General features: G+C 62.7%; 25 protein-coding genes and 2 tRNA genes. 13 read left to right on the forward strand and 14 right to left on the reverse strand.

Annotation, left to right across the window (positions count from 1 at the left end):
• Positions 1-194 precede the first annotated feature (194 nt).
• A complete protein-coding gene (locus ACPWR9_RS20970) occupies positions 195-833 on the forward strand; it encodes a flavodoxin family protein (RefSeq protein WP_426300251.1) in 639 nt (212 codons plus the stop codon).
• Positions 834-966: 133 nt separating this feature from the next.
• Here the strand turns inward: ACPWR9_RS20970 and ACPWR9_RS20975 are convergent, their stop codons facing one another.
• Together ACPWR9_RS20975 and ACPWR9_RS20980 are read right to left on the reverse strand one after the other, a co-directional pair.
• Positions 967-1,638 carry a hypothetical protein gene (locus ACPWR9_RS20975; RefSeq protein WP_426300253.1) on the reverse strand — a complete coding sequence of 224 codons (672 nt, stop codon included), beginning with the start codon at positions 1,636-1,638 and terminating at the stop codon, positions 967-969.
• A 102-nt stretch (positions 1,639-1,740) separates the two neighbouring features.
• Positions 1,741-2,457, reverse strand: coding sequence for a GntR family transcriptional regulator (locus ACPWR9_RS20980; protein WP_426300255.1), 717 nt, complete (start codon positions 2,455-2,457; stop codon positions 1,741-1,743).
• A 162-nt stretch (positions 2,458-2,619) separates the two neighbouring features.
• Here ACPWR9_RS20980 and ACPWR9_RS20985 point away from each other — a divergent pair, with 162 nt between their 5' ends.
• From ACPWR9_RS20985 to ACPWR9_RS21010, 6 genes are all read left to right on the forward strand, one after another.
• A complete protein-coding gene (locus ACPWR9_RS20985) occupies positions 2,620-3,840 on the forward strand; it encodes a pyridoxal-phosphate-dependent aminotransferase family protein (RefSeq protein WP_426300257.1) in 1,221 nt (406 codons plus the stop codon).
• A 168-nt stretch (positions 3,841-4,008) separates the two neighbouring features.
• On the forward strand, positions 4,009-5,286 hold the full coding sequence (locus ACPWR9_RS20990) for an MFS transporter (RefSeq protein WP_150681570.1): 1,278 nt from the start codon (positions 4,009-4,011) through the stop codon (positions 5,284-5,286).
• A gap of 96 nt (positions 5,287-5,382) precedes the next feature.
• Complete coding sequence (locus tag ACPWR9_RS20995) at positions 5,383-8,448, forward strand: FAD-binding and (Fe-S)-binding domain-containing protein (RefSeq protein ID WP_426300259.1); 3,066 nt, start codon at positions 5,383-5,385, stop codon at positions 8,446-8,448.
• 29 nt (positions 8,449-8,477) lie between these two features.
• Positions 8,478-9,659, forward strand: a complete 1,182-nt coding sequence (locus ACPWR9_RS21000) for a DSD1 family PLP-dependent enzyme (RefSeq protein WP_426300261.1) — start codon at positions 8,478-8,480, stop codon at positions 9,657-9,659.
• A gap of 104 nt (positions 9,660-9,763) precedes the next feature.
• Positions 9,764-9,839: transfer RNA gene (locus ACPWR9_RS21005), tRNA-Ala, on the forward strand.
• A 17-nt stretch (positions 9,840-9,856) separates the two neighbouring features.
• Positions 9,857-9,932, forward strand: a tRNA-Glu gene (locus ACPWR9_RS21010).
• Positions 9,933-10,125: 193 nt separating this feature from the next.
• On the opposite strand, the gene ACPWR9_RS21015 is transcribed toward ACPWR9_RS21010, so the two are convergent.
• Complete coding sequence (locus ACPWR9_RS21015; protein WP_426300263.1) at positions 10,126-10,422, reverse strand: YciI-like protein; 297 nt, start codon at positions 10,420-10,422, stop codon at positions 10,126-10,128.
• Positions 10,423-10,439: 17 nt separating this feature from the next.
• The gene (locus tag ACPWR9_RS21020) at positions 10,440-11,162 is read right to left on the reverse strand and encodes an AraC family transcriptional regulator (RefSeq protein ID WP_426300644.1); all 723 of its coding nucleotides are present in this window, start codon (positions 11,160-11,162) and stop codon (positions 10,440-10,442) included.
• Between the two features lie 167 nt (positions 11,163-11,329).
• On the opposite strand from ACPWR9_RS21020, the gene ACPWR9_RS21025 reads away from it, so the two are divergent.
• Both ACPWR9_RS21025 and ACPWR9_RS21030 read left to right on the forward strand, forming a co-directional pair.
• Positions 11,330-12,253, forward strand: coding sequence for a DMT family transporter (locus tag ACPWR9_RS21025; protein ID WP_426300265.1), 924 nt, complete (start codon positions 11,330-11,332; stop codon positions 12,251-12,253).
• Between the two features lie 110 nt (positions 12,254-12,363).
• Entirely contained in the window at positions 12,364-13,299 is a 936-nt protein-coding gene (locus tag ACPWR9_RS21030; RefSeq protein WP_426300646.1) for an ATP-binding protein, read from the forward strand.
• On the opposite strand, the gene ACPWR9_RS21035 is transcribed toward ACPWR9_RS21030, so the two are convergent.
• The 4 genes from ACPWR9_RS21035 to ACPWR9_RS21050 all read right to left on the reverse strand — a co-directional run bounded on the left by ACPWR9_RS21035 (position 13,227) and on the right by ACPWR9_RS21050 (position 16,092).
• The gene (locus tag ACPWR9_RS21035; protein WP_426300267.1) at positions 13,227-13,589 is read right to left on the reverse strand and encodes a hypothetical protein; all 363 of its coding nucleotides are present in this window, start codon (positions 13,587-13,589) and stop codon (positions 13,227-13,229) included. The genes ACPWR9_RS21030 and ACPWR9_RS21035 overlap by 73 nt on opposite strands.
• A gap of 197 nt (positions 13,590-13,786) precedes the next feature.
• Complete coding sequence (locus ACPWR9_RS21040; protein ID WP_426300269.1) at positions 13,787-14,326, reverse strand: hypothetical protein; 540 nt, start codon at positions 14,324-14,326, stop codon at positions 13,787-13,789.
• Positions 14,327-14,493: 167 nt separating this feature from the next.
• Positions 14,494-15,255 carry a 3-oxoacyl-ACP reductase gene (locus tag ACPWR9_RS21045; RefSeq protein ID WP_426300271.1) on the reverse strand — a complete coding sequence of 254 codons (762 nt, stop codon included), beginning with the start codon at positions 15,253-15,255 and terminating at the stop codon, positions 14,494-14,496.
• Between the two features lie 102 nt (positions 15,256-15,357).
• The gene (locus tag ACPWR9_RS21050; protein ID WP_426300273.1) at positions 15,358-16,092 is read right to left on the reverse strand and encodes a YoaK family protein; all 735 of its coding nucleotides are present in this window, start codon (positions 16,090-16,092) and stop codon (positions 15,358-15,360) included.
• A 191-nt stretch (positions 16,093-16,283) separates the two neighbouring features.
• Between ACPWR9_RS21050 and ACPWR9_RS21055 the strand changes: the two genes are divergently transcribed.
• The gene (locus ACPWR9_RS21055) at positions 16,284-16,709 is read left to right on the forward strand and encodes a TOBE domain-containing protein (protein WP_426300275.1); all 426 of its coding nucleotides are present in this window, start codon (positions 16,284-16,286) and stop codon (positions 16,707-16,709) included.
• 23 nt (positions 16,710-16,732) lie between these two features.
• Positions 16,733-17,290 (forward strand): nitrogen fixation protein NifQ, encoded by a 558-nt coding sequence (locus ACPWR9_RS21060; protein WP_426300277.1) that lies wholly within the window; start codon positions 16,733-16,735, stop codon positions 17,288-17,290.
• Positions 17,291-17,336: 46 nt separating this feature from the next.
• Here the strand turns inward: ACPWR9_RS21060 and ACPWR9_RS21065 are convergent, their stop codons facing one another.
• Complete coding sequence (locus tag ACPWR9_RS21065) at positions 17,337-18,071, reverse strand: hypothetical protein (RefSeq protein ID WP_426300279.1); 735 nt, start codon at positions 18,069-18,071, stop codon at positions 17,337-17,339.
• Positions 18,072-18,089: 18 nt separating this feature from the next.
• A complete protein-coding gene (locus tag ACPWR9_RS21070) occupies positions 18,090-18,815 on the reverse strand; it encodes a hypothetical protein (RefSeq protein ID WP_426300281.1) in 726 nt (241 codons plus the stop codon).
• Positions 18,816-19,044: 229 nt separating this feature from the next.
• On the opposite strand from ACPWR9_RS21070, the gene ACPWR9_RS21075 reads away from it, so the two are divergent.
• On the forward strand, positions 19,045-19,566 hold the full coding sequence (locus ACPWR9_RS21075; RefSeq protein WP_426300283.1) for a DUF1993 domain-containing protein: 522 nt from the start codon (positions 19,045-19,047) through the stop codon (positions 19,564-19,566).
• A gap of 7 nt (positions 19,567-19,573) precedes the next feature.
• Here the strand turns inward: ACPWR9_RS21075 and ACPWR9_RS21080 are convergent, their stop codons facing one another.
• Both ACPWR9_RS21080 and ACPWR9_RS21085 read right to left on the reverse strand, forming a co-directional pair.
• The gene (locus tag ACPWR9_RS21080; protein ID WP_426300285.1) at positions 19,574-20,155 is read right to left on the reverse strand and encodes a GNAT family N-acetyltransferase; all 582 of its coding nucleotides are present in this window, start codon (positions 20,153-20,155) and stop codon (positions 19,574-19,576) included.
• Positions 20,152-20,841, reverse strand: a complete 690-nt coding sequence (locus tag ACPWR9_RS21085) for a type 1 glutamine amidotransferase domain-containing protein (protein WP_426300287.1) — start codon at positions 20,839-20,841, stop codon at positions 20,152-20,154. Before ACPWR9_RS21085 ends, ACPWR9_RS21080 begins: the two co-directional genes overlap by 4 nt.
• Before the next feature lie 130 nt (positions 20,842-20,971).
• On the opposite strand from ACPWR9_RS21085, the gene ACPWR9_RS21090 reads away from it, so the two are divergent.
• A complete protein-coding gene (locus tag ACPWR9_RS21090; protein ID WP_426300289.1) occupies positions 20,972-21,586 on the forward strand; it encodes a glutathione S-transferase family protein in 615 nt (204 codons plus the stop codon).
• 15 nt (positions 21,587-21,601) lie between these two features.
• Here ACPWR9_RS21090 and ACPWR9_RS21095 read toward each other — a convergent pair whose 3' ends face one another.
• Both ACPWR9_RS21095 and ACPWR9_RS21100 read right to left on the reverse strand, forming a co-directional pair.
• The gene (locus tag ACPWR9_RS21095) at positions 21,602-22,363 is read right to left on the reverse strand and encodes an ABC transporter permease (protein ID WP_150681553.1); all 762 of its coding nucleotides are present in this window, start codon (positions 22,361-22,363) and stop codon (positions 21,602-21,604) included.
• Between the two features lie 8 nt (positions 22,364-22,371).
• Positions 22,372-23,301: an ABC transporter ATP-binding protein gene (locus tag ACPWR9_RS21100; RefSeq protein ID WP_426300291.1), complete on the reverse strand. Its 930-nt coding sequence runs from the start codon at positions 23,299-23,301 to the stop codon at positions 22,372-22,374.
• Positions 23,302-23,373: the final 72 nt, after the last annotated feature.

A 23,373-nucleotide genomic window follows, 5' to 3' on the forward strand; every position in this document is an offset into this window, starting at 1 on the left:
TGGACAGCGTCTCGTGGCCATCCGATTGTTATCGTTTACGGAACAGTCATGTTCACGAATGCGGGCTATCCCCTAAGGGTTATCGCTGGCATCATCTGGCCTTGACTGATGTCCAGACAGCCAGCGGAAGCGAAGGGAAGCGCGATCCGGGCGGTGCCATGGGGCGGACATCCTGAGTTAGGAAGCACTACGCCATGTCCAATATCGCAATCGTTTACTACTCGCAGGGCGGCGCAACCGCCATGATTGCCCATTCGGTTGCCCAAGGCGTCAACGACGCCGGTGCACACGCACAATTGCTCAGTATCGAGCCGCATCAACTCATTGACGGTCAGTGGCACGACGAAGCGATGCTCGCCCGTCTGGCCAATGCCGATGCCATCATCTTCGGTGCCCCGGCCCTTCAGGGCGGTGTTGCCGCGCCGCTGAAAGCTTTTGCCGATGCCACGATGGATATGTGGCGTGCACGCAGCTGGCGCAACAAGGTCGCAGGTGGGTTTTCGTTCAGCTACCGTCCGGGCGACGACAAGCGCAACACGCTCGATTATTTCGCTGCCCTCGCTGCCAAGCACGGCATGGTGTGGGCCGACCCGGAAGACCCGGAAACGCCCGACGATGGCTTGCATGCCCGCCGTCTCAAAGACTTTGTGAGTGTGACCGGTCAAGGCGTTGAAGCTGGCGCCGCGTACGCGCTCGATCCGGCTGACGTCATCGCCGGTAAGCAGTACGGTCGCAGCGTGGCGGCGCTGGTCGCGCGGCTGGCAGGTGAAGTACTGGAGTCGCCTGCGGTGCTCGCACGCCGTGCGTTGGAGGCTGCCGAGCGCCGACTGTGAGGCGCGCGTCGATTCGGCGCAATGGGAGCAATGGGATTGGGCGCGTATTGGCGCCGAGCAAGAAAGCAAAAAGCGTGGGGTCCGAATGACGGGCGCCCACGCTTTTTTTGTGATGCGAACTAGTTCGATGGAATTACGTCGCGGTGCGGCGTTCGTTAGCCGTCAGGGTCAGCGATCGGCGCAACACATCCGCCATTGAGCGCAGGCCCGAGGTCGCCCGTTCGAGCATGGACGGTTGGGCGGACCACTCGCGTAGCGGGAAGGTGGCGCCATAACCGTCGTCGGTAGCCGATTGTGTGAAAGGCCCGTCATACGACACAACCTCCGCTCCCTTGCCGTACTCCTTCGCAATGCGTAGTGCGAAATTGACGAACGTAGCGGCGCTGTGCGGGTTTTGCTTGATCAGGTGGCGGGCATCGTCGACATCGACAAACACTGCCGGATTGCCGTTCTCTTGCACGAAACCCGTGGTGCGAACCGTTCCGGCGAGGGCACTTCGGATACTGCCGAAAGACGCTTCGCTGCCGTGGACGATGACTAATGTATCGGCAGGTATCTTTGCGTCGGCCACGGCCGCCCGGTCGATCACAACGCGCAAGTCGTGGGGCAAACGTTGCAACACGTCGGCCGGCGGTAGGTCACCCTCGTACTGACAGTCAACCAGGATGACGTATCGGTCAGCCAAAACGCTTCGCAACGTTTCCTTGATACCGAGATGGATCTTGTCCGATGGAACGGAAATGGAAACGGGGCCTGACGGCGCGGCGGGAACCGCATTGTGAACGGCGGAGGAGGAGATGACCATACGGCTCCTTGGTAGAGTGAGCCGTCATCTTGCGGTTCGCCCTCCCGCCGTCTCTTTCAAAATGTGCGCGTGCCGAGTTCTTGGGACTTCGTCCCTAAGGGCTTAGTCGTTGCGCGTGTCTCCAACCGGTTCCGCATGAATCTGCAAAACCGCATCGCGCTTGGCGAGCAAGTGTTTGCGCAGAATTTCCGACAAGCGCTTGCCGTCCTTCGCTTCTAGCGCCGCAATCATCTGCTCGTGTTCATCGATGGCCCGGTCCCACTTGTCGGTGCGAAAGTTCGAGCGAAAGCGCAACGCCATCAAGCGGCGATTGATCGAAATGTACGTCTGGCGCAACGCCCCGTTGCGCGCCGCTTCATTGATGCGATCGTGGATCTCTTGATTGCGCGCGTAGTACCCGGGCAGGTCCTGCTGCGCTCGGCACGCGAGCATCGCGTAATGCAGCGCCTTGATCTCTGCGAGCTCGACGGCGGTCATGCGCTCGGCGGCCAGCTCACCAGAAAACCCTTCGAGCGCACTCATCAACTCGAACGTCTCCCAGATCTCTTTTTCCGTCATGCGCGCCACGCTCGCGCCGCGATTCGGCGCGATCTCGATCAGCCCCTCGGCGGCGAGCACCTTGAACGCCTCGCGCAACGGTGTGCGTGAGATGCCAAGCGTCTCGCATAGCTCTCGCTCGTTGAGCTTCACCCCCGGCGAGAGCACGCCCTCGATGATGAGCTTGCGCAGGTGGTCGACCACGGTGTCGTGCAAACGCAAACGTTCCACACGTGGGATCTCGGTTCCGGCAATGGTCGGCAAGTCTTCCATCTTTTGCATTCAAAATCATTAAACCTTCATGGCGGCGATTGTACCGTACTGCATCCGGGTCTCGTCCCGCTCGGGTAAACACCTGTATTAAAAGTGTTTCTCGCCCCTTGCGAGAATCTTCGGCTCTGCTAAAGTATTTTGCATGCAAAATTCAAAAGGAGAGAGTCGTTCATGTTGAAGCTCGATTTCCACCCCTCGGGGCGCCATTTCCTCCAGATCCCCGGTCCCAGCCCGGTGCCCGATCGCATTCTGCGCGCCATGAGCTATCCGACCATCGACCACCGCGGCCCGGAATTCGGCGCGCTCGGTCGCAAGGTGCTCGCCGACATCAAGAAGATTTTCAAGACCGAGCAGCCGGTGGTGATTTACCCGGCATCGGGCACGGGCGCATGGGAAGCCGCGCTCTCCAACACGCTCTCGCCGGGCGACCACGTGCTGATGTTCGAGACGGGGCACTTCGCCACGCTGTGGAAGAAGATGGCCGAGAACCTCGGCCTGAAGCCGGAGTTCATCGGTCTGCCGGGCACCGACGGCTGGCGTCAGGGCGTCAAGGCCGACATGATCGAAGCGCGTTTGCGCGCCGACACCGCGCACGGCATCAAGGCCGTGTGTGTGGTGCATAACGAAACGTCGACCGGTGTGACCTCCGATATCGCTGCCGTGCGCCGCGCCATCGACGCCGCAGGCCATCCGGCACTGCTGCTCGTCGACACCATCTCGGGGCTGGCTTCCGCCGACTACCGTCACGATGAATGGGGTGTCGACGTCACCGTCTCGGGCTCGCAAAAGGGCCTGATGTTGCCGCCGGGGATCAGCTTCAACGCCATCTCGCCGAAGGCGCTCGAAGCTGGCCGCCACGCCAAGATGCCGCGTGCGTTCTGGGGCTGGCAGGAAATCATCGAAGCGAACAAGAACGGCTACTGGCCGTACACGCCGAACACGAACTTGCTGTACGGCCTGTCGGAAGCGCTCGACATGATTCTCGAAGAAGGACTCGATAACGTGTTTGCGCGTCACCAGCGTCTGGCCGAAGCGACTCGCCGTGCGGTGCGCGCCTGGGGCCTCGAGATTCAGTGTCAGGACCCGGCGGTCTACAGCCCGGTGCTCACCGGTGTGGTGATGCCGCAAGGCGTCGATGCCGACGAAGTACGCAAGCGTATCTACGAACGCTTCGACATGTCGCTCGGTCAGGCGCTGGGCAAGATTCGCGGCACGATGTTCCGTATCGGCCATCTCGGCGATTGCAACGACCTCACGCTCATGGCCACGTTGGCCGGCTGCGAAATGGGGCTGCAACTCTCGGGCGTGAAACTGGCCGACTCGGGCGTGGTGGCGGCAATGGCCTACCTGGCCGAAGCCAAGAGCACGCCGTCGCTCAAGGTCGCTGCGTAACCGTCGGGCCGAAATAACGGGGTGTGTCGACCACACCTCGGCAGTGAATGCTTTGCTTGCAATTGAGCTGGCACCGGGGCGTCGCAGAATGCCCCGTGCCGCCGCAACACCTCACGCGTAGCCTGCTGCGAACAGGCGCGCCTCACGGGCTGTTTCAGGAGACATGCAATGAAGCTTTTCAGAGCGACAAGAGTCGTGCTGGTGATGCTATGCGTCATGTATTTCATCACCTACCTAGATCGCGTCAACGTCAGTACGGCCGCTGCCGGCTTCGGCAAGGAATTCAATCTCAACAAGACCGAAATTGGTCTGGTCTTTTCCGCATTTGCCTATCCCTATCTCGTCTTCCAGATCATCGGCGGCTGGGTGAGCGATCGCTTCGGTGCCAAACGCACGCTGCTCGTCTGCGGTGCGCTGTGGGCCGTGGCGACGATTCTCACCGGCATGGCGGGTGGTCTCGTCACGCTGCTGCTGGCCCGCTTGCTGCTCGGTCTGGGCGAAGGGGCGACGTTCCCGGCGGCCACATCGGCCATGTCGCGTTGGATTCCCAAAGAGAAGCGCGGTTTCGCGCAGGGCATCACGCACGCCGCTTCGCGTATCGGTAACGCAGTGGCACCGGCGTTGGTCGTGTTCATCATGGCCACGCACGGCTGGCGCGAGTCGTTCTATCTGTGCGGCATCGTGAGCCTGGTGTGGGTGGTGCTGTGGGCGTTCACGTTCACGGAGCGTCCGCAAGATCATCCGCGTATCACACCCGAAGAAATCGCCGTGCTGCCCGCACTGAAAGCCAAGAGCGGTTCGGTGCCCTGGGGCCCGCTGTTCAAGCGCATGGCACCCGTGACGATCGTCTACTTCTGCTACGGATGGACGCTGTGGCTGTTCCTGTCGTGGATTCCGCAATACTTCCTGCATAGCTACGACCTCGATCTGAAAAAGTCGGCGCTGTTCGCGTCCAGCGTGTTCTTCGCCGGCGTGATCGGCGATACGCTCGGCGGCATCGTGACCGACAAGTTATACGAGCGCACGGGCAATCTCAAGAAGGCGCGTAGCTGGATGGTGTCGGTGTGCATGCTGCTCACGCTGATCTCGCTCGTGCCGATGATGTTCACGCACCATCTGTATGTGTCGATGGCATGCCTCGCGTTCGGCTTCTTCTTCGCCGAAATGACGATCGGGCCGATGTGGGCCATTCCGATGGATATCGCGCCGGAATACTCGGGCACGGCCAGCGGCATGATGAACACGGGCTCGGCGCTTGCCGCCATCATCTCGCCGGTGCTCTCGGGGTATTTGATCGACCGCACGGGTAACTGGGAACTGCCGTTCCTGGGCAGCATGATCTTGATGGGCGTCGGCGTGATCCTCGCCTTCCGCATGCAGCCCGAGAGCAAGTTCTCGAGCGCCGGTGAAGCCAAGAGCGCGAGCAACGCGCGTCAACCGGCATAAGCCACACGCAAGACATTTCGGTAACACCTTCCTGCCGGGCGGGCATTGGCCCGCCCGAGCAGCGACACCACCGGCCAGCCCACAGCCAGCAACGCCATGAATCCGCAATCGAAATCCTCCGCTTCCTCCGTTCTTCAGCCCGTGCATCTGATGCCGATGCAACGCGGCGGTGTGGCCCTGACGCCGTTGCAGGATCGCCTGCGCCGCGAGCTGCGCGGCGACGTGCTGTTCGACCGCGCAAGCCGTGGCCGCTATGCGACCGACGCGTCGATCTATCAAATCTTCCCGATCGGTGTAGTGGTGCCGCGCGATCAGGAAGACCTGATTCGTGCGCTGGATATCGCCCGCGATCAGCATGTGCCTGTGCTCGCGCGGGGTGCCGGGACGAGTCAGTGCGGCCAGACCATCGGCGAAGCGCTCGTCATCGATAACAGCAAGTGGCTCAACCGTGTGGTCGCGTTCGATGCCGAGGCGCGCACGGTGACGGTCGAACCGGGCATCGTGCTCGATCATCTGAACGCGTGGCTCAAGCCGCACGGTTTGTGGTTTCCCGTGGATGTGTCGACTGCCGCGCAATGCACGATCGGCGGCATGACGGGCAATAACTCGTGCGGCTCGCGCTCCATCGAGTACGGCAACATGGTGCACAACGTGTTGGGCGTCGACGCGGTGCTGGCCGATGGCGCGCAACTGCATTTCGGCTCGCTGCATACGCCACCGGCCGACGCTCGCACCAAGGCGATCTTGGACCGCGTGCGCGAAATTGCCGTGCGCGAACAGGAAGAGCTGCGCGAGCGCGTGCCGCGTGTGCTGCGTCGCGTGGCGGGGTACAACCTCGATTTGTTCGATTGTCTGAACCCGCGGGCTTACACCGACGACGGCGTGGCGAATCTCTCGCACTTGCTCGTCGGCTCGGAAGGCACGCTGGCGTACAGCCGCCAGATCACGCTCAAGCTCGTGCCGCTGCCGGTGCACAAGACGCTTGGTGTGGTGAACTTCCCCACGTTTTATCAGGCGATGGATCTCACGCAGCACATCGTCAAGCTGGGGCCGGTGGCGGTAGAGCTGGTCGACCGCACGATGATCGACCTCGCGATGGATAACGCCGCGTTCCGACCCGTGATCGAGAAGGCGCTGGTGGGCGATCCGCAGGCGATTTTGCTGGTGGAATTTGCTGGCGACGATGCCGCCGAGTTGCGCGCGAAGCTCGATGATCTCGCCACGCTGATGGGCGATCTCGGCTTGCCCGATAGCGTTGTGAAGATGCCTGAAGCCGGGCCGCAGAAGGCGCTCTGGGAAGTGCGCAAGGCCGGGCTGAACATCATGATGAGCATGAAGGGCGACGGCAAGCCGGTGTCCTTCATCGAAGACTGTGCCGTGCCGCTCGAACATCTGGCGGAGTACACGCGGCGTCTGACGGAAGTGTTCCACCGTCACGACACCGAGGGCACTTGGTATGCGCATGCCAGCGTCGGTACGCTGCATGTGCGCCCGATTCTCGACATGCGCCGCGACGGCGCGCACAAGATGCGTGAGATCGCCGAGGAAGCGGCGGCGCTGGTGCGCGAGTACAAAGGCGCTTACTCGGGTGAGCACGGCGACGGTCTGTGCCGCGGCGAATGGGTGGCGTGGCAGTACGGGCCGCGCATCAATGCGGCGTTCGGCGAGATCAAGCAATTGTTCGATCCGGAGAACCGCTTCAACCCCGACAAGATGGTGCGCCCGCCGAAGATGGACTCGCGCGAGTTGTTCCGTTTCGCACCGGGCTATGCGGCCAAGCCGCTCACGCCTGCGCTCGACTGGAGCGCGTGGAACGTGAAACGCGACGCGCTCACGGGCGAGCAGACCGCGCCGGGTACCGGTAGCGACGCGTCGAACGGCCTCGCGTCGGCGGTGGAGATGTGCAACAACAACGGCCATTGCCGCAAGTTCGATGCGGGCACGATGTGTCCGAGTTATCGGGTCACACGCGATGAACAGCATGTGACGCGCGGACGCGCCAACACGTTGCGCCTTGCTGTGTCCGGCCAACTTGGCGAGGACGGACTGGCGAGCGACGACGTTAAGGAAGCGCTCGATCTGTGCGTGTCGTGCAAGGGTTGTAAGCGCGATTGCCCGACGGGCATCGATATGGCCCGCTTCAAGATCGAAGCGCGGCATGCGCGGGCGAAACGTCATGGCGTGTCGCTGCGCGACAAGATGGTCGCGTATTTGCCGCGCTACGCGCCGTGGGCGAGCCGCATCGGCGGTCTGCTAGATGCCGCGCAGCGTCTGCCGGGTGGCAATGCCGCCAAGCGTTGGCTGGGACTCGCGCTCGAGCGTTCTGTGCCAGCGTTGAAGCGATCGTTTCTGGATTCGCAGACACCGCTCGCCCGTGGTGGCGGCGTGACAGCAGGGCAGGGCGGGCGCGAAGTGCTGCTCTTCGTCGACACGTTCAACAACTACATGGAGCCGGAGAACGCGCTCGCCGCCAAACAGGTGCTCGAAGCCGCGGGCTACACGGTGCACGTGAACCGCCGCGAAGGTGAGCGGCCGCTGTGCTGCGGGCGAACTTTCCTGGCCGCCGGGCTGGTGGACGAAGCGAAAGCGGAAGCACGCCGGTTGCTGGACGCCGTGCTGCCGTATATCGAGCGCGGCGTGCCGATTGTGGGGCTGGAGCCGTCGTGCTTGTTGTCGTTGCGCGACGAAGTGCTCGGTTATGGCTTTGGCGATACGGCGCGTACGGTGGCGGACAACGCGTTCCTCTTTGAGGAATTTCTGGTTCGTGAGCAGAAGGCCGGGCGTTTTTCGGTGAACTGGCAGGCGCTGCCCGAAGGTGTCGGTGAAGCGCTGGTGCATGGGCACTGCCATCAGAAGGCATTCGATGCGTTTTCGCCGGTGACGGCAGTGCTTGGTTGGCTGCCGGGGCTGAAGGTATCATCGATCGAGTCGTCATGCTGCGGCATGGCGGGCAGTTTCGGTTACGAGGCCGAGCACTACGACACCTCGCGCGCGATGGCCGAATTGTCTCTGTTGCCAGCGGTCCGGCAACGTAACGCCAATGCCATCGTCGTGGCCGACGGCACCAGTTGCCGGCATCAGATTCATGACGGTGCGCAAACACAGGCGCTGCACGTTGCGCGTGTGCTGGCGAAGGCACTGCCCGCATCGAAATCTGTGTAACTGCCGCGCGCTCCCGTCAAAGGATTCTCATGCCTGATTCGGTTAATGCTGCTTCTGTAGTTTCCCCGGTGGCGGGCGGTATCGCCGTGCCGCCGGTGGCGAAGGTGGGCGATGCGCTCGCTCAGGTTGCGACGCCGTCGTTGCTGCTCGATTTGGATGCCTTCGATGCCAACGTCGCGCGCATGGCGAGTGCCGCGGCGGCGCGCGGTGTCGCTGTGCGACCGCATGCCAAAGCGCACAAGTCGACGTCGATCGCGCGTGCGCAGATGGCCGCGGGTGCCGTGGGCGTTTGCTGCCAGAAAGTCACCGAGGCCATTCCGTTCGTCAATGCCGGGATTGGCAATATCCACATCAGTAACGAATTCGTCGGCGAGGCGCGTGTCGCATTGGCCGTGGCGATGGCGGCACGTGTGACGTTGTCGGTCTGCGTGGACGATGTGCGCCAGGTGGCGCCGTTGGGGATTGCGGCCAAGCGTGCCGGTGTGCGTATCTCCGTGCTGCCCGAGGTCGATGTGGGGCAGGGGCGTTGCGGTGTCGATTCGACCGATGCCGTGGCGCAGTTGGTCGACGCGATCGATCATTACGAAGGGCTGCATTTCGGCGGCTTGCAGGCGTATCACGGCAGTGCACAGCACATTGCGAACTGGGATGAGCGGCGCGATGCGGCGCGACAGGCAGCCGATAAAGCCGCCGCCTACGTCCGGTTCCTCGAAGCGCGCGGCATCACCTGTCCGGTGGTGACGGGCGGCGGCACGGGCACGGCGGAGTTCGATATCGAGAGCGGGGTGTACACCGAGATTCAGCCGGGGTCGTACGTATTTCTCGATGGACATTACGGCTCGCTCGAATGGCGTGACGACTGGCGCTTCAAACATGGGTTGTTTCTGGCGTCGACGGTGATGAGTACGGCGCGCCCGGGTGTGATTGTGTGCGATGCGGGGCTTAAGAGTGTGGCGACCGATTCGGGCTTGCCGCGTTTCTGGTCGTCGCAGCAAGCGGGCAAGCCGCACTACCGTACGGCGTCCGACGAACATGGCGTGCTGGATCTGGCGTCGGCGGGCGAGGACAGCGCGCCGTGGCTGGGCGAGACGATTCTGCTTGTGCCGGGGCATTGCGATCCGACCGTCAACCTGTATGATCGGTACGTCGCGGTGCGCCATGGGCGCGTCGAGGCGCTCTGGCCGATCGAGGCGCGTGGGCTGAGCCAATGAGGCGAGGCGCGGCCTGAGGAAGTGTCGAGAATTCTCCAAAAATTTTGGAGAGGGGGCTTCACAACTTCAAAAAGCTGCGCTATAGTCTCACTTCTTCGCCGCACGGGGGTATAGCTCAGCTGGGAGAGCGCTTGCATGGCATGCAAGAGGTCAGCGGTTCGATCCCGCTTACCTCCACCAACCGAATGACTGTTTTTGTCCCCTTCGTCTAGAGGCCTAGGACATCACCCTTTCACGGTGAGTACAGGGGTTCGAATCCCCTAGGGGACGCCAGATTCATCGGCGTGACACTCGGTTAGTTCCGAATGCACGACAGATAATCGGACGTCGGCAAACGCGCTTGGCTTCACCGCCAAGCGCGTTTTGTTTTTTGTGCGCAGCTTTTGCGCCCAGCTTCTTACCGCCGATCCTGCGCGGTGCAACTTGTGCGGCCGCCGGTCATCGCCGCCGCACATACCCATCGCGTTCAGCGTGCCGGCGTACTCGCCAATTTCCCCACGACAGTCTTCCACGGCCGCACGCGCCACGACTTCACGAGTCCGTTCTGCACATACGGATCGGCGTTCGCAAACGCCTCCGCCGACGAGGCGCTATCGCCTTCGAACAACAATGCTGCCGTATCGGTGGGGTCTTCCAGTGCGCCAGCGAGTACCAAATCCCCGCGGTCTGCCGCTTGCCAGGCGAGTGCCAGATGCGCGTCGCGAAACTCGGCACGCCGGTCGAGATAGTCGTCGACGAGGTCGTAAATCAACAGGTAATGCATGAGGGAGTCTCCGTGGTTCAGCGATAAAACGCTGAGGGAGGCACACCGAAGTGCCGTTTGAACATCGCCGCAAAGGCGCTTTGACTAGCATAGCCATGATCGAGCGCCACGTTCACGATCTTCTCGCCGTGCGCGAGCGCTTCGAGCGCCTGTAGCAAGCGTGCCTGCTGACGCCAACGCCCGAACGTGATGCCGGTTTCCGCCGCGAATCGCCGCTGAAACGTTTTGCCCGACATGCCGACTTCGGCCGCCCAATCTTCGAGCGTGGCGGCCTCGCCCGGCGTCTGCACAAGCCGGTCGCACACGCGCGCAAGCCTTGCATCGCGAGGCCATGGCAAGTACAGCGGTAGCACCGGCAGCGCGATCAACTCGTCGAGCAACAAGCCCATGAGCCGCGCGTCGCGTGAGTCGGGCGCATAGTCGAGCGGAATGTCGATGGCGGCCAGAATCAGTTCGCGCACGAGCGGCGAGATTTCCACGACGCAACTGGCTTCGGGCAGCTTCGCGGCATCGGGTTCGACAAACACCGTGCGCATCTTCACGTTGCCGCTCATTTGCACGGTGTGTTCGAGACCGGCCGCCAGCCACACCCCGCGGGTAGGCGGCACGACCCAACGCCCCGACGGCGCCGCGATGATCATCACCCCTTCGATGGCGTAGAGCAGTTGCGCGCGTCGGTGCCGATGCGACGCAATGAAGGTGTTGTGCGCGTAATCGACCGCCATCGCCGCCATGGGCATGGGCGTACGTTCGAAGCGCAAGTGATCGGTAGAAACCAGATCCGTTGGCGAGGTCGGCACGTTGGCGATGTCTTTTTCGAGATAGGTTTGGTCATTTTAGCGCGAGACACCCAAAACGTTATCGCCGACGATAGCCCTTCCTTTTTCTCACTCTTGCGGGAATCGTCATGGGGTACATCCTGTATCCGTTGGGCGCCATGCTGTTATGGGCCGGCAACGTTATCGTCTCCAAACTCTCTGCCAGTGCCATCGCGCCCTCGGCCATCACGTTCTACCGGCTGGTGCTAGCGCTGGTAGTCATGACCCCGTTCGTGATCCGGCCGCTCATGCGCAATTGGCCGCATGTGCGCCCCCAGCTCGCGAAGCTCGCTTTCCTCGGCTTCCTGAGCATGTCGTTCTATCAAAGCCTGTCGTATCTCGCCGCGCACAGCACGACGGCCACGAATATGGCGATCGTCACGGCGCTCGCGCCACTGCTCACGCTGCTGTGGAGTGTGGCCCTGCTGCGCGAACCACCGACGCTCGGCATGCTCGTAGGTGGGTTGCTGTCGCTCGCGGGGCTGGTGTACCTGATCGGACGAGGGCATCCAAGCACGTTGCTCGACGGCGGTATTCATCTGGGCGACGTGTTGATGCTGATTGCGTCGGCATCCTACGGGTTGTATAGCGTGCTGCTGCGTCGCTGGCATGTGGCCGTGCCGCCGGCACAGTCGACGTACGTACAAGCGTGGGCGGCGTTGTTCACGATGATGCCGATGGTGGCGCTGGTGCCAGCGGGCGAAGCGCAGCTTAACGTGGCGACCGTGCCGCTCGTCTTGTATGCAGGGCTGGGTGCGTCGATTCTGTTACCGATTCTGTGGATTCAAGGCATTCGCCATCTCGGTCCCAACCGTTGCAGCATGTTCATCAACGTGCTGCCGGTGATGACGGCGGCGCTGGCCGTGCTGCTGCTCGGTGAGCAACTGCATACGTTCCATATCGTGGGCGGTGGCGTGGCGCTGATCGGTGTCGCCATCGCACAACGCTGGAAGCGCCCGTTGCCCGGCTTCGGCTCGCACGAGGAACCGGATTCGGACGAGGTGCCCGCATGAAAAGCAGCGCATGGCAGCACGCACCGGCAGACGCCTCACCTGTAGCGCGGGTGTCGGCAGCGCAGGCTTCGCCAACTGGCAATGCAGGTCATTCGACGAATTCGGTTCCCATCGACACGCTCGCGCCGTTGTGTGCGCGTCTTGATCGCCTCACGGCACTGGTCGAACAGTGGCTGACAGGCGGACACTCAGCCGCCGTCGATTGGTCCGCTTCGGTGGCGTTTCATTGGCGAGGGTCGCGCGGCGGGCAGGGTGGGGTAGGCGGGGCAGGGCTGGTGCCGGTGATCGATCCGCAGCTCATTTCGTTCGACGATTTGCGCAACGTGTCGCGCCAGCGCGAAGTCATCGAACGCAACACGGCGCAGTTCGTGGCTGGCCATCCGGCAAACAACGTGCTGCTCACGGGCGCACGAGGCACGGGCAAGTCGTCGCTCGTCAAAGCGTGTCTGTATCAGTTCGCCTCGAAAGGGCTGCGGCTCGTCGAAGTGGATAAGGCTGACCTCGACGACTTGCCGCATATCGTCGGGTTGCTGCGTGCGCGGCCTGAGCGTTTTGTGCTGTTCTGCGACGACTTGTCGTTCGAGCCTGGTGAGTCGAGCTACAAGGGGTTGAAGACAGCGCTCGACGGCTCGGTATCCGGCGGCGCGGCGAACGTGCTGGTGTATGCAACGTCGAACCGACGGCATCTCGTGCCGGAGACGGCCAGCGACAACCTCGAGACGCATGCCGGAGCGAACGGCGAACTACACCCGGGCGATGCGGTGGAAGAGAAGATTTCGCTCTCGGAGCGCTTCGGTCTGTGGCTGACGTTCTACGGCTTCTCGCAGGACGAATATCTGGCGGCCGTGGCGCTCTGGCTGGGCCATCAGGGCTTCGACGCCGATCAGATCGCCGAAGCCCGGGAAGCCGCGTTGCAGTGGGCGCTCACCCGGGGCGCGCGCTCCGGGCGTATCGCGGCGCAATTCGCCCGTGATTATGCTGGGCGGCGCTTTGCGGCGTCGTCGGACTCCGAGTCAGGTGCGACAGGGCGGACCGCCACCCCGTAAGTGCTCACTATGCGACGGTCTTGCTCGGCGGCGGAGAACGCCTCCCAGAGCAGGCCGTTGCAATCGGTGCTGCTGCTGTAGTCGGGGGCGTCATCGTCTTCGAAACCCACATGGCGCAACTCCCCTGCCCGCGAGGGCGACTGATTGATCGAGAAGTTGAGCAGATCGGTGCGCCACATGGCGTAAGCGCCGGGCACGACGGCCGAGGGCGGTTGCCCGAGCCGGGCCGAGTAATCGTCGATGGATTGGTCGAGGTCGCGCACGGCAAGCGCGATGTGAAAGCGTTTCATGGGATCTCCGTTATTGATGACGAACGCGGTGACGAACGGCCGCTGCAAAGTGAGCGATCGCTCGGTGCAGCGCCTGTGTTGGCATCACAGATCGTAGGAGACCCGCGCCGGGCTAACCAGTCGGGGCGTTATCCCGGTACACGAAGTACCGGGGAGCGGGGGGATGCAGTTAGCGGGCGCTTACTGGGGGATGCCCTTTAAGACTGTTGGGGCCGCTGGAAGTCGTTCGCGACCCACGCTTGGGCGCTGTTGCGCGAGAGCTTGAAGTTCGGCGGCACTTTCACCGAGGCGAGCGTTTCGCCGAAGCGGTCGATGGCGCTGAGTGTGGCGTACGGATCGTATTCGTCGGGCACGATATCGAGCGTGACGTCGATCTCGCCATCGGGGCCGTCGACGCTCACGCGCTTGTGCAACTGCGCGTGCAACTGCTGCTCATGACGGCGCAGCACTTCGGCGGCCGTCTTCACCAGCGTATTGAACGCGCCCACATCGAGAGGTTTCGGATTCTTCTTGTCACGGCCCATTGTCCACGGCCCGACGAGCGCCGGTTCGGACTCGCCGTCCTTATACATCGCCACCGCCCAGCCGTCGTCCTCTTCGTTCTTGATGACTTTGGCCGTCCAGCCATCGTCGCACCACAGGCGTGCCTCGTGGATGACGCCATCGTGTTCGATGAGGTCAGCGTTGGCGGGGGTGTCGGCGGCGGTCGAAGAGGTGTTGGTGGGTGTTGCGGTCACGGTCGGGGGGAGTTGGACAGAGGCGAAGTGTGCGATTTTACCGCGTCCGCGCATTCAGGCGGACGCAGCCGTAGTCAACGGGGCGGCGTCGGGGGCAAACTCGGCGCACTCTCTCGGCATCTCGTGTTCCCTCGTCAGCGCGTCCCGCCATCGCTGAGCGTCGCCGCTCAGCCCTTCACCAAACCGCCGTCGACGATCAGGTTCTGACCGGTCACGGCACGTGCCCACGGTGAGAGGAAGTACAGCACGGCGTCGGCAAACTCGTCGGGTGTGGTCACGCGGCGCAGCGGCGTGAGACTGGCGATGAGATCGAACACGGCCTCGGGCGTCGCGGCGCTCGCATCGGTCACGCGCAGCAAACCGCCGGACACCATGTTGACGGTGATGCCGTCGGGGCCGAGATCGTTGGCCGCCGTACGGGTGAGCGAGAGCAGTGCAGCTTTGGCGGTCGTGTAATCGTGATACGGCACCACCGGGTTCTGGAACAGGTTGGTGCCGACGTTCACGATGCGGCCGAAACCGGCTTCGCGCATGCCCGGCAGCGCGGCCTGCATGGTGTTGAGCGCGCCTTTGACCGCGCCTTCGAATTGCTGGGTGAAGCGCGACCACGAGATGTCGGCCAGTTGCGGGCGAGCGTCGCCATCGAAGCGGAAGTCGGCCAGCGCGTTGTTCACCACAGAGACGATCGGTGCACCGGCGCGCTCGCGGGCTTCGGCGAAGAGACGGGCGACGGCTTTCTCGTCGGTGACGTCGGCTTGCAGCGCAATGGCGCGCGGTCCGATCGATTCGGCCAACTGGCGTGCGGCAACATCGCTGCGCAGATAGTTGATGACGACGCCCGCGCCTTCGCGTGCCACGGCGCGCGTGATCGCCGCCCCCAAGCCACGGGCGCCGCCCGTGACGAGCACCCACTGCGATTCCAGCTTCATTCCAATAATCCTTGTCGTGTGCCTGTGATGTTCTGATGCGCATCGTGCGCGCAGGCCGCCATTATCGCGTGTTCCAGGCGGCGCCTTGTCAGCGAGATGACTTCACTCGTTCGCCGCGGCCAATGCGCTCAGCAGGACGACGGGGAGCAGTACGCACCAGAAACCCGCCCAGTGATAGGCAAACCCTCCAAAGACCGCGCCTACGGCAAACGCTGCCAACGCCGGAATCATCTTTTTCAGACGCGTGCGCGCCGCCTTGTCGTCGCCCGAGTTGCCGCTGGCCAGCTCCACCATGTCGATCACGATCTGCGTGGTATTGCCCGTCATGATCGTGGTGGGGGCGAGGTCGGCCAGCACTAGTCGGCCCACGGCATTCTGAATCGCCAATGCCGCCACACCGAACATGCCGGACAGGATGGCGAGCGGCGCGTCCGCCGAGAGAATCGGTTGCGCCACCAGACCCACGATCATGAAGCCCAGCAGCAACAGCGTCTGCACACACATCAGCAATCGCAGCGGCCTGCGGCCTGCGCGCGAGAAGCCCTGTACCGCCAGCTTCACCATGGCGACCACCGCGACGAACACCGGCAACGCGAGCAGCTTGGCCAGCACCCCGACATGCGTGCTCGCCACGAGCTGCACGCCGATCATCACGAAGTTGCCAGTCACGTGCGCGGTGAACAACCCGAACAGCGCGATGAAACCCACGACGTCGATGTAACCGGCCACGAACGCTAGCGTCATGCCGATGTTGGTCGGCTTGGCGAAGTGACTGACACAGAAGCGGGCGAACGACGCGGCTTGCGTCGGCGTGGGGATGTGGCGGGGCGTTCCCATGGCGGCTCCTCTTCGCAAGGTGTGGCGGGGCAAAGCAAGGCGGGGCGGTGCTTCCGCAGGCATGGCAGAAGCTGATGAAGCATATCACCGCAAGTTGGATGTCCCCGTCAGGTCGACCCGCTATACTTCACTTCGCTGCGCGACCGGGAGAAAGGCCGCGCATTGTTCGAACTATTGAATGGAGATTCCCGATGAAGACCAGCGCACGTAACCAATTCACCGGCAAGGTCGTGGCATTGCAACGTGGTGCCGTCAACGACGAAGTGACGCTGCGCACCGATGCCGGTCAGGAAATCGTGGCGGTAATTACCCACGAAAGCACCGTGAACCTCGGTCTGAAGGAAGGCAGCGAAGCCGTGGCGCTGATCAAGGCGTCGTCGGTCATCGTGATGGTCGACGCCGACGCGAGCAAGGTGTCCACGCGCAACGTCATCGCGGGCAAGGTCTCGCGTGTGGAAACGGGCGCCGTGAACAGCGAAGTCGAAATCACGGCCGATAGCGGCGCCGTGATCGCGGCCATCGTCACGAACGAAAGCGCCAAGCGCCTCGGCCTGCAAGCCGGTCGCGCAGCCGCTGCACTCGTGAAGGCATCGAGCGTGATTTTGGCGGTTGCCTGAGCGAAGCAACGCATGACGCAACGATGATGACGTCGTTGATTCCTTTGCAGCCTTCGCACGCGCGCCCTGAAGGCGCGATCTTCGCCGCGTTGCTCGTACCGAACGCGACGCCCGAGCGGGCGGCGCGGCTCGGTCTGTCGGGCGCGGCGTTGACTGAGCTGCTACGCCGTCACTTCGCGCCGGTACCGGCGGAGTGGCGCGCGTTTGCGGCAGATTTGCCCACCCCTGCGTGGGCCGCGCACGCCACGTTCGTGGTTGAAATGCGCGAGATGTTGCGCCGTCGCGCCGACCCAATTCTCCATCCTACGGATGCCGCCGATATGGCGACGATTCTCGCGACCGCGTGTCTGCGTCCCGATCACTTGTGGCGGGATTTGGGGCTGACGGGCCGTGACGACGTGAGCGCATTGCTCACGCATTTCTTTCCCACCCTTGCCGCCGAAAATACGCTGAATCTGCGCTGGAAACGATTCCTCGCCGAAGCGTGCGCGCAGGCATACGGCCGTGCTGCCGCGCCCGCACCCGGGTGTCCCGGATGCGAAGCGTTCGGCGAGTGCTACGCGCATTTGCGGGCGCGCTGACGCCTAACGCACAGACACCGACCGCACAGACGCCTCGACACGCCGACTATCGCGCAGGCCCGTAGAGGGCCTCGAGCGACGCGCGAAACTCACGCGCGCTCAAGTTCAGTTTGTATTCCGCCAATTGTTGCGCGCCATCGGGCAGCGGGGCGTCCGCCGCATCGGCATCGTGAAACACCATCAAGCGCGACAGATTCTCCGCCGTCTGTCCTAGCACCGACGGCAGTTCGCTGTAGACGGCGCCGCGCGTGGCCAATTGCTCGACGTACGCCGGAATATCGCGATTCCAATCGAGGCCGATCGCGTCGAACAGATGGCGCAGCACCGGTTTCTCAAGCAAGGCATTGGCGGCGCTAGGCGCGTAAAGAATCGGGAGACCGTCGTAGGTAATCGCGACCAACAGGCGCGCAGCGGCTTCGGTACTCATGCGGGGCATCGAAGGCGCTGCGATCGTCCAGTCGTGACGGCACTCGACGATGTGGCCACCGATTCGCAGCTCTGGCACGGCATTACCGGTGCAGTACATCTGTATGGCGGCCGCGTAATCGGGCGCCAGACATTCGGCAAGTTGCCCCAGCGCCGTGAACTGTTGCGTGCCGTAGTCGGCGTCGGTCACGTCGCGCAGTGCGGTTTTTGCGGTTTCCTTCTTGTCCCCTAGAAACGAGTGCGCGATGTTGTCCCATAGCTGGGAGCGCGCTAGCTCACTGTTAGGGGATAGCTTGTCGAGCCCCGTCTCGGTAGGGACCGGAAAGTGTGTGACGTTCGCAGAGATGGGTTGCATGGTGTTCTCGTTACGGTGTCAGGCGTTACCCATCAATTTGCTTGTCAGAATCGACAGATTCTCGGCGTTACGCCCGGCACGGGCGGCGGCATCGTCATCGCCCGTCGCCTCGAAGACTCTGCGCGTGACCGTCTCGTTGAGATCGTAGGCAAAGGCGCCGTCTGTGTCGTTTTTGCTCAGTCCAAGCAATGACAGCGCGAAGAAGAGCTCGTGCTGATTCGTCAGGAACCGGGTCTGTGCAAGGAGCACGGTGTCGGCATTTCTGTCGTGCAACTCGCCCACACCGAATTGATGGAACTGCGTGAGAACGTTATCGCCATTAAAGCGCAGTGTGCCGAGCAGGCGTGCCGTGTCTTCCAACTCCATTTCCGTCCAGCTGAAGTGTATGAATCGGTCCCAGTCGGGCAAGGTCGGCAAGATGTGGCCATCCACCTGAAACGTGGCAGGTTCGCTAACGGACAGGTTCAAAGTGAGCAGATCGCTGTGCGCCGGTTCCACTAGCTGGTTGAGGCGCCAGAACGCTTCAAATTGCTCGACCGAGGTGGCGGCATGCGATAACTGCCAGAGGGCGAGCTTCGCTTCCTCCTTGTGCGTGCCGAGGAAGTAATCCTTGATGCGTCCCCAAAGGCTCGTGACGTCTTTGTGGTCTTTTGCCGTGACGCATGTCTGAACGCTCTCGGCATCCAGTGTGCGGGAACCGTATTTGCCGGTGAACGTGGCAATGCTCGTGTCGATATTCGCCATGGTCGAGTCCTCGATGAAGTGGTTGCGGTACCGGCACCGATGCGCTGGCGCGTGGGTCGATTCCGCATTCGGACACGAGTGTGACGGGCGTCCGGCGCGCGGCGATTTCACAAATCGATCAGCGCGAACGACTCGGCGGCGAGAATTTCCGCGCGCTGATAGCATGTACGTTTTCGCGGTGCAGCGACGTGCACGCTGCACTGGCGTTCATCCCCGGAGGAGCCCCGCAATGTCGATTTCCCTGTATCGCGCCACCATTCCCGTCTATCTACGCGGCTTGACCGTCATGGCCGACTACATCAAGAAAGCCCGTGCGCACTGTGAGGAAAAAGCGCTCGATCCGGACACGATTCTCAAGGCCAAACTGGCGCCCGACATGCTCGATTTCACCGCGCAAGTGCAGCGCGTGAGCGACACGGCGAAGTTCGCCGTCGCCCGTCTGACCGGCGCGGAATCACCGAAATTCGAAGATAACGAAACGACGTTCGATCAACTGCGCGATCGCATCGCGAACACCGAGGCGTTTATTGCGGGGATTCTCGAAGATCGTTTCGAAGGCGCGGCGTCGCGCGAGATTACGCTGAAGTTCAAGGCGTATCAGACGACCATGGATGGTGTGGATTACCTGCTGAAATTCGGCTTACCGAATTTCTACTTCCACGTGACGACGACGCACGACATTCTGCGCGCGCAGGGCGTGGCCGTCGGCAAGACCGATTACCTCGGCCCGTACGAGATGGAAAAGATTTGAGCGCGGCTTAGTGCGTCGAAATCGGCAGGTACATGCGTATCTCGTCTTGATACGTGTTGCCCACGCGCATGGCATCGGGCTCACGGCCGATTTCGACAAAACCGAACGACTGATAGAGCGCTATCGCCGGTCGATTGGTGGCGCTCACTTGCAGGGTGAGATGGCGCAGGCCCGGTTGAGAACGGGCCAGCGCCACCGCCGATTCGATCAGCGCCCGGCCAATGCCGCGCCCGACGCTGTCGCCCTGCACATACATCCCCCACAGAAAGCCCACGTGCGCGAACTTGGTCATCTTTTGGCGGCCAAGCCCGAGCACACCGACTAGGCGCTCGCCTGTCGCATTCCGATCGAAGGCCCCGAAGACGCCGACATCCGGGCGCACCTCCAACCACTCGCGCACCCGCTCGATGGGCCAGTCTTTCTCGACTTCATAACTGGAACCGAACGCCTCCGGATGCGCTTGCAAACCTGCCAGCCGCAGCGCCTGAAAGGCGAGCGCGTCGGCGGGCACCAGACGTCGCACATCGACATCTGCGGCAGCGGCGGTGGTCGTGGTTTTCGCCATCGTCGGGCGGGCGGGAGGACTCATGGCAGGCGCGGCTCCATCATGGCGAGCACGGTGCGTGCCGCTTCTTCGGAAGATGCAGGGTTTTGACCGGTGACCAAGCGCCCATCGCCAACCACATGCGATTGCCAGTTCTCGGCCTTTTCATACAGTCCGCCCAATTTGGCGAGTTCCGTTTCCACGAGGAACGGCACGATATCGGTCAGGCCGACCGCCGCCTCTTCGTCGTTGGAAAAGCCGGTCACGTGACGCCCGCGCACGAGCGGATCGCCGTTGGCGTCGCGCACCTGACGCAATACCCCCGGCGCGTGGCACACGAAGCCGATGGGCTTGCCTGCGCGTTCGAAGGCTTCGATCAGTTGGATGGAGTTCGGGTCTTGCGCGAGATCCCACAACGGTCCGTGGCCGCCGGGGTAGAACACGGCGTCGTAGTCGTCTTGCTTGACGTCGGCCAAGCGCAGTGTAGTGGCGAGTGCCTTCTGCGCATCGGGGTCTTCGCGGAACCGGCGCGTGGCGTCGGTCTGGGCGTCGGGTTCGTCGCTCTTCGGGTCGAGCGGCGGTTGGCCGCCAGCCGGCGAGGCCAGCGTGACCGCAAGCCCTTCGTCGATGAACACGTAATAGGGTGCGGCGAATTCTTCGAGCCAGAAACCGGTTTTCTTGCCGGTGTCGCCCAAGCGGTCGTGCGAGGTCAGAACCATCAGGATGTTCATGAAACGTCTCCCTGTCGAGTCAGCCGTGCGAATCATTTTACCTGCCATAGCGTCCACTCGCAGGCGACAGGTTGCCAGCTTTGGGTTAAATTCAGGCCGATAGCCGAACCTAAGCCCAATGGAGCGAGACATGCAATTGATTGGAATGCTGGATTCCCCGTACGTGCGCCGCACGGCGATTTGCTTGAAGCTGCTGGGCCTGCCGTTCGAGCATCGCTCGTTGTCGGTGTTCAGCACCTTTGACGCGTTTGCAGCGATCAACCCGGTGGTGAAGGCCCCGACGCTCATCACCGACGACGGCACGGTGCTGATGGATTCGACGCTGATTCTGCAATACATCGAATCGCTGGTCGACGCCGAGCAGCGGTTGATTCCGGTCGACCCCGCCGAGCGGCTGCGTGCGCTGCGCTTAACCGGCCTCGCGCTGGCCGCGTGTGAAAAGTCGGTGCAGCTCGTGTACGAGCGTGAATTGCGTCCGCTGGAGAAGCGGCACGAGCCGTGGACGGCGCGCGTACGCACGCAGGTGCGTGCGGCGTTTCATGGCTTGGAAGTGGAACTGGCGCAGGTGCCGGTGCTCGCGACACCGGATGCGATCGGCGAGCATGGCGTGACCATCGCCGTGGCGTGGCGCTTTCACCAGTTGCTGTTGCCGGAAGTGGATTTCAGCGCGGAGTTTCCGGAAGTTGCCCGGTTCTCGGCGCAGGCGGAGGGTTTACCCGCGTTTCGCGAGACCCCTCCCATCTGAGACAACTGAGGCGCGTTAATTCTTGAGACGGTAGCCCGTCTTGAACATCCACGCGATCACGGCGAGGAACACCGCGAGGAACAGCAACGTCATGCCGAGGCTCACGCCGATGCTGACGTCGGCCAGCCCGTAGAAGCTCCAGCGGAACCCGCTGATCAGATACACCACCGGGTTGAACAGCGTCACCGTGCGCCAGAACGGCGGCAGGATGTGCGTCGAGTAGAAACTACCGCCGAGGAACGTGAGCGGCGTGATGATGAGCAGCGGCACGAGTTGCAGTTTCTCGAAGCCGTCGGCCCAGATGCCGAGGATGAACCCCAGCAAACTGAAGGTCACCGCCGTCAGCACGAGAAACAGAATCATCCAGAACGGATGTTCGATACGCAGCGGCACGAAGAGCGCCGCGGTGCCTAGCATGATCACGCCGAGAATGACCGACTTGGTCGCGGCAGCCCCCACATACGCCACCACAATTTCCATGTACGACACCGGCGCCGAGAGCAGCTCGTAGATGGTGCCGGTGAACCTTGGAAAGTAGATCCCGAACGAGGCGTTCGACACGCTCTGCGTGAGCAGCGAAAGCATGATGAGCCCCGGCACGATGAACGCGCCGTACGGCACGCCTTCGATCTCCGGAATGCGCGAGCCGATGGCCGCGCCGAACACCACGAAGTACAGCGACGTGGAAATCACGGGCGAGATGATGCTTTGCATCAGCGTGCGTCGCGTGCGTGCCATCTCGAAGTTGTAAATCGCCTTCACGGCGTAGAAATTCATGGCGCGGCTCATCCTTCTTTCTTATGCACGAGCGAGACGAAAATGTCTTCGAGCGAGCTTTGCGTCGTATTCAGATCCTTCACGGCGATGCCGGCGCGCTCGAGGTCGCGCAGCAACGCGGCGATCGTGTTCTGCTCGATGTTGGCGTCGTAGGAGAACACCAACTCGTTGCCGCCCTGTCCCAGCGTGAGGCCATAGCCGCCCAACGCATCGGGCACCGCCGCAAGCGGCTCGGCCAGTTGCAGCGTGAGGTGCTTGCTGCCGAGGCGGCGCATCAACTCGGTCTTCTCTTGCACCAGCGTGATTTCGCCGCCGGTGATGATGCCCACGCGATCGGCCATTTCTTCGGCTTCTTCGATGTAGTGCGTGGTGAGAATCACGGTCACGCCGGTCTCGCGCAACGACTGCACCAGACGCCACATGTCGCGGCGCAGTTCCACGTCGACCCCGGCCGTTGGCTCGTCGAGAAACAACACGCGCGGCTCGTGCGACAACGCTTTGGCAATCAGCACGCGCCGCTTCATGCCGCCCGAGAGCTGCATCAGCCGGTTGTCCTTTTTCTCCCAGAGCGAGAGCGAGCGCAGCACCTTCTCGATGTGCGCCGGGTTCGCAGGCTTGCCGAAGAGGCCGCGCGAAAAAGAGACCGTGGCCCACACCGATTCGAACGCATCGGTGGTCAGCTCCTGCGGCACGAGACCGATGGCTTCGCGCGCGGCACGGTAGTCGGTGACGATATCGTGACCGTCGACCGTGACCGTGCCCGAGGTGGGCCGCACGATGCCGCAAATGGTGCTGATGAGGGTTGTCTTGCCGGCGCCGTTCGGGCCGAGCAGTGCGAAGATTTCGCCGCGATGGATATCCAGGTTGATGTTCTTGAGCGCCTGGAAGCCCGTTGCGTACGTCTTCGACAGATTTTGGATTGAGATCACTGGAGGCATGGCGGCGACGATAGCACAGGCTTGCGGAATCTGTTGGTGAGGTAACGCCCTCGCCAGCAAAGAAAACGGGCA

The sequence above is a fragment of the Pandoraea pneumonica genome (genome assembly GCF_049918595.1).
Lineage (GTDB): Bacteria > Pseudomonadota > Gammaproteobacteria > Burkholderiales > Burkholderiaceae > Pandoraea > Pandoraea pneumonica_A.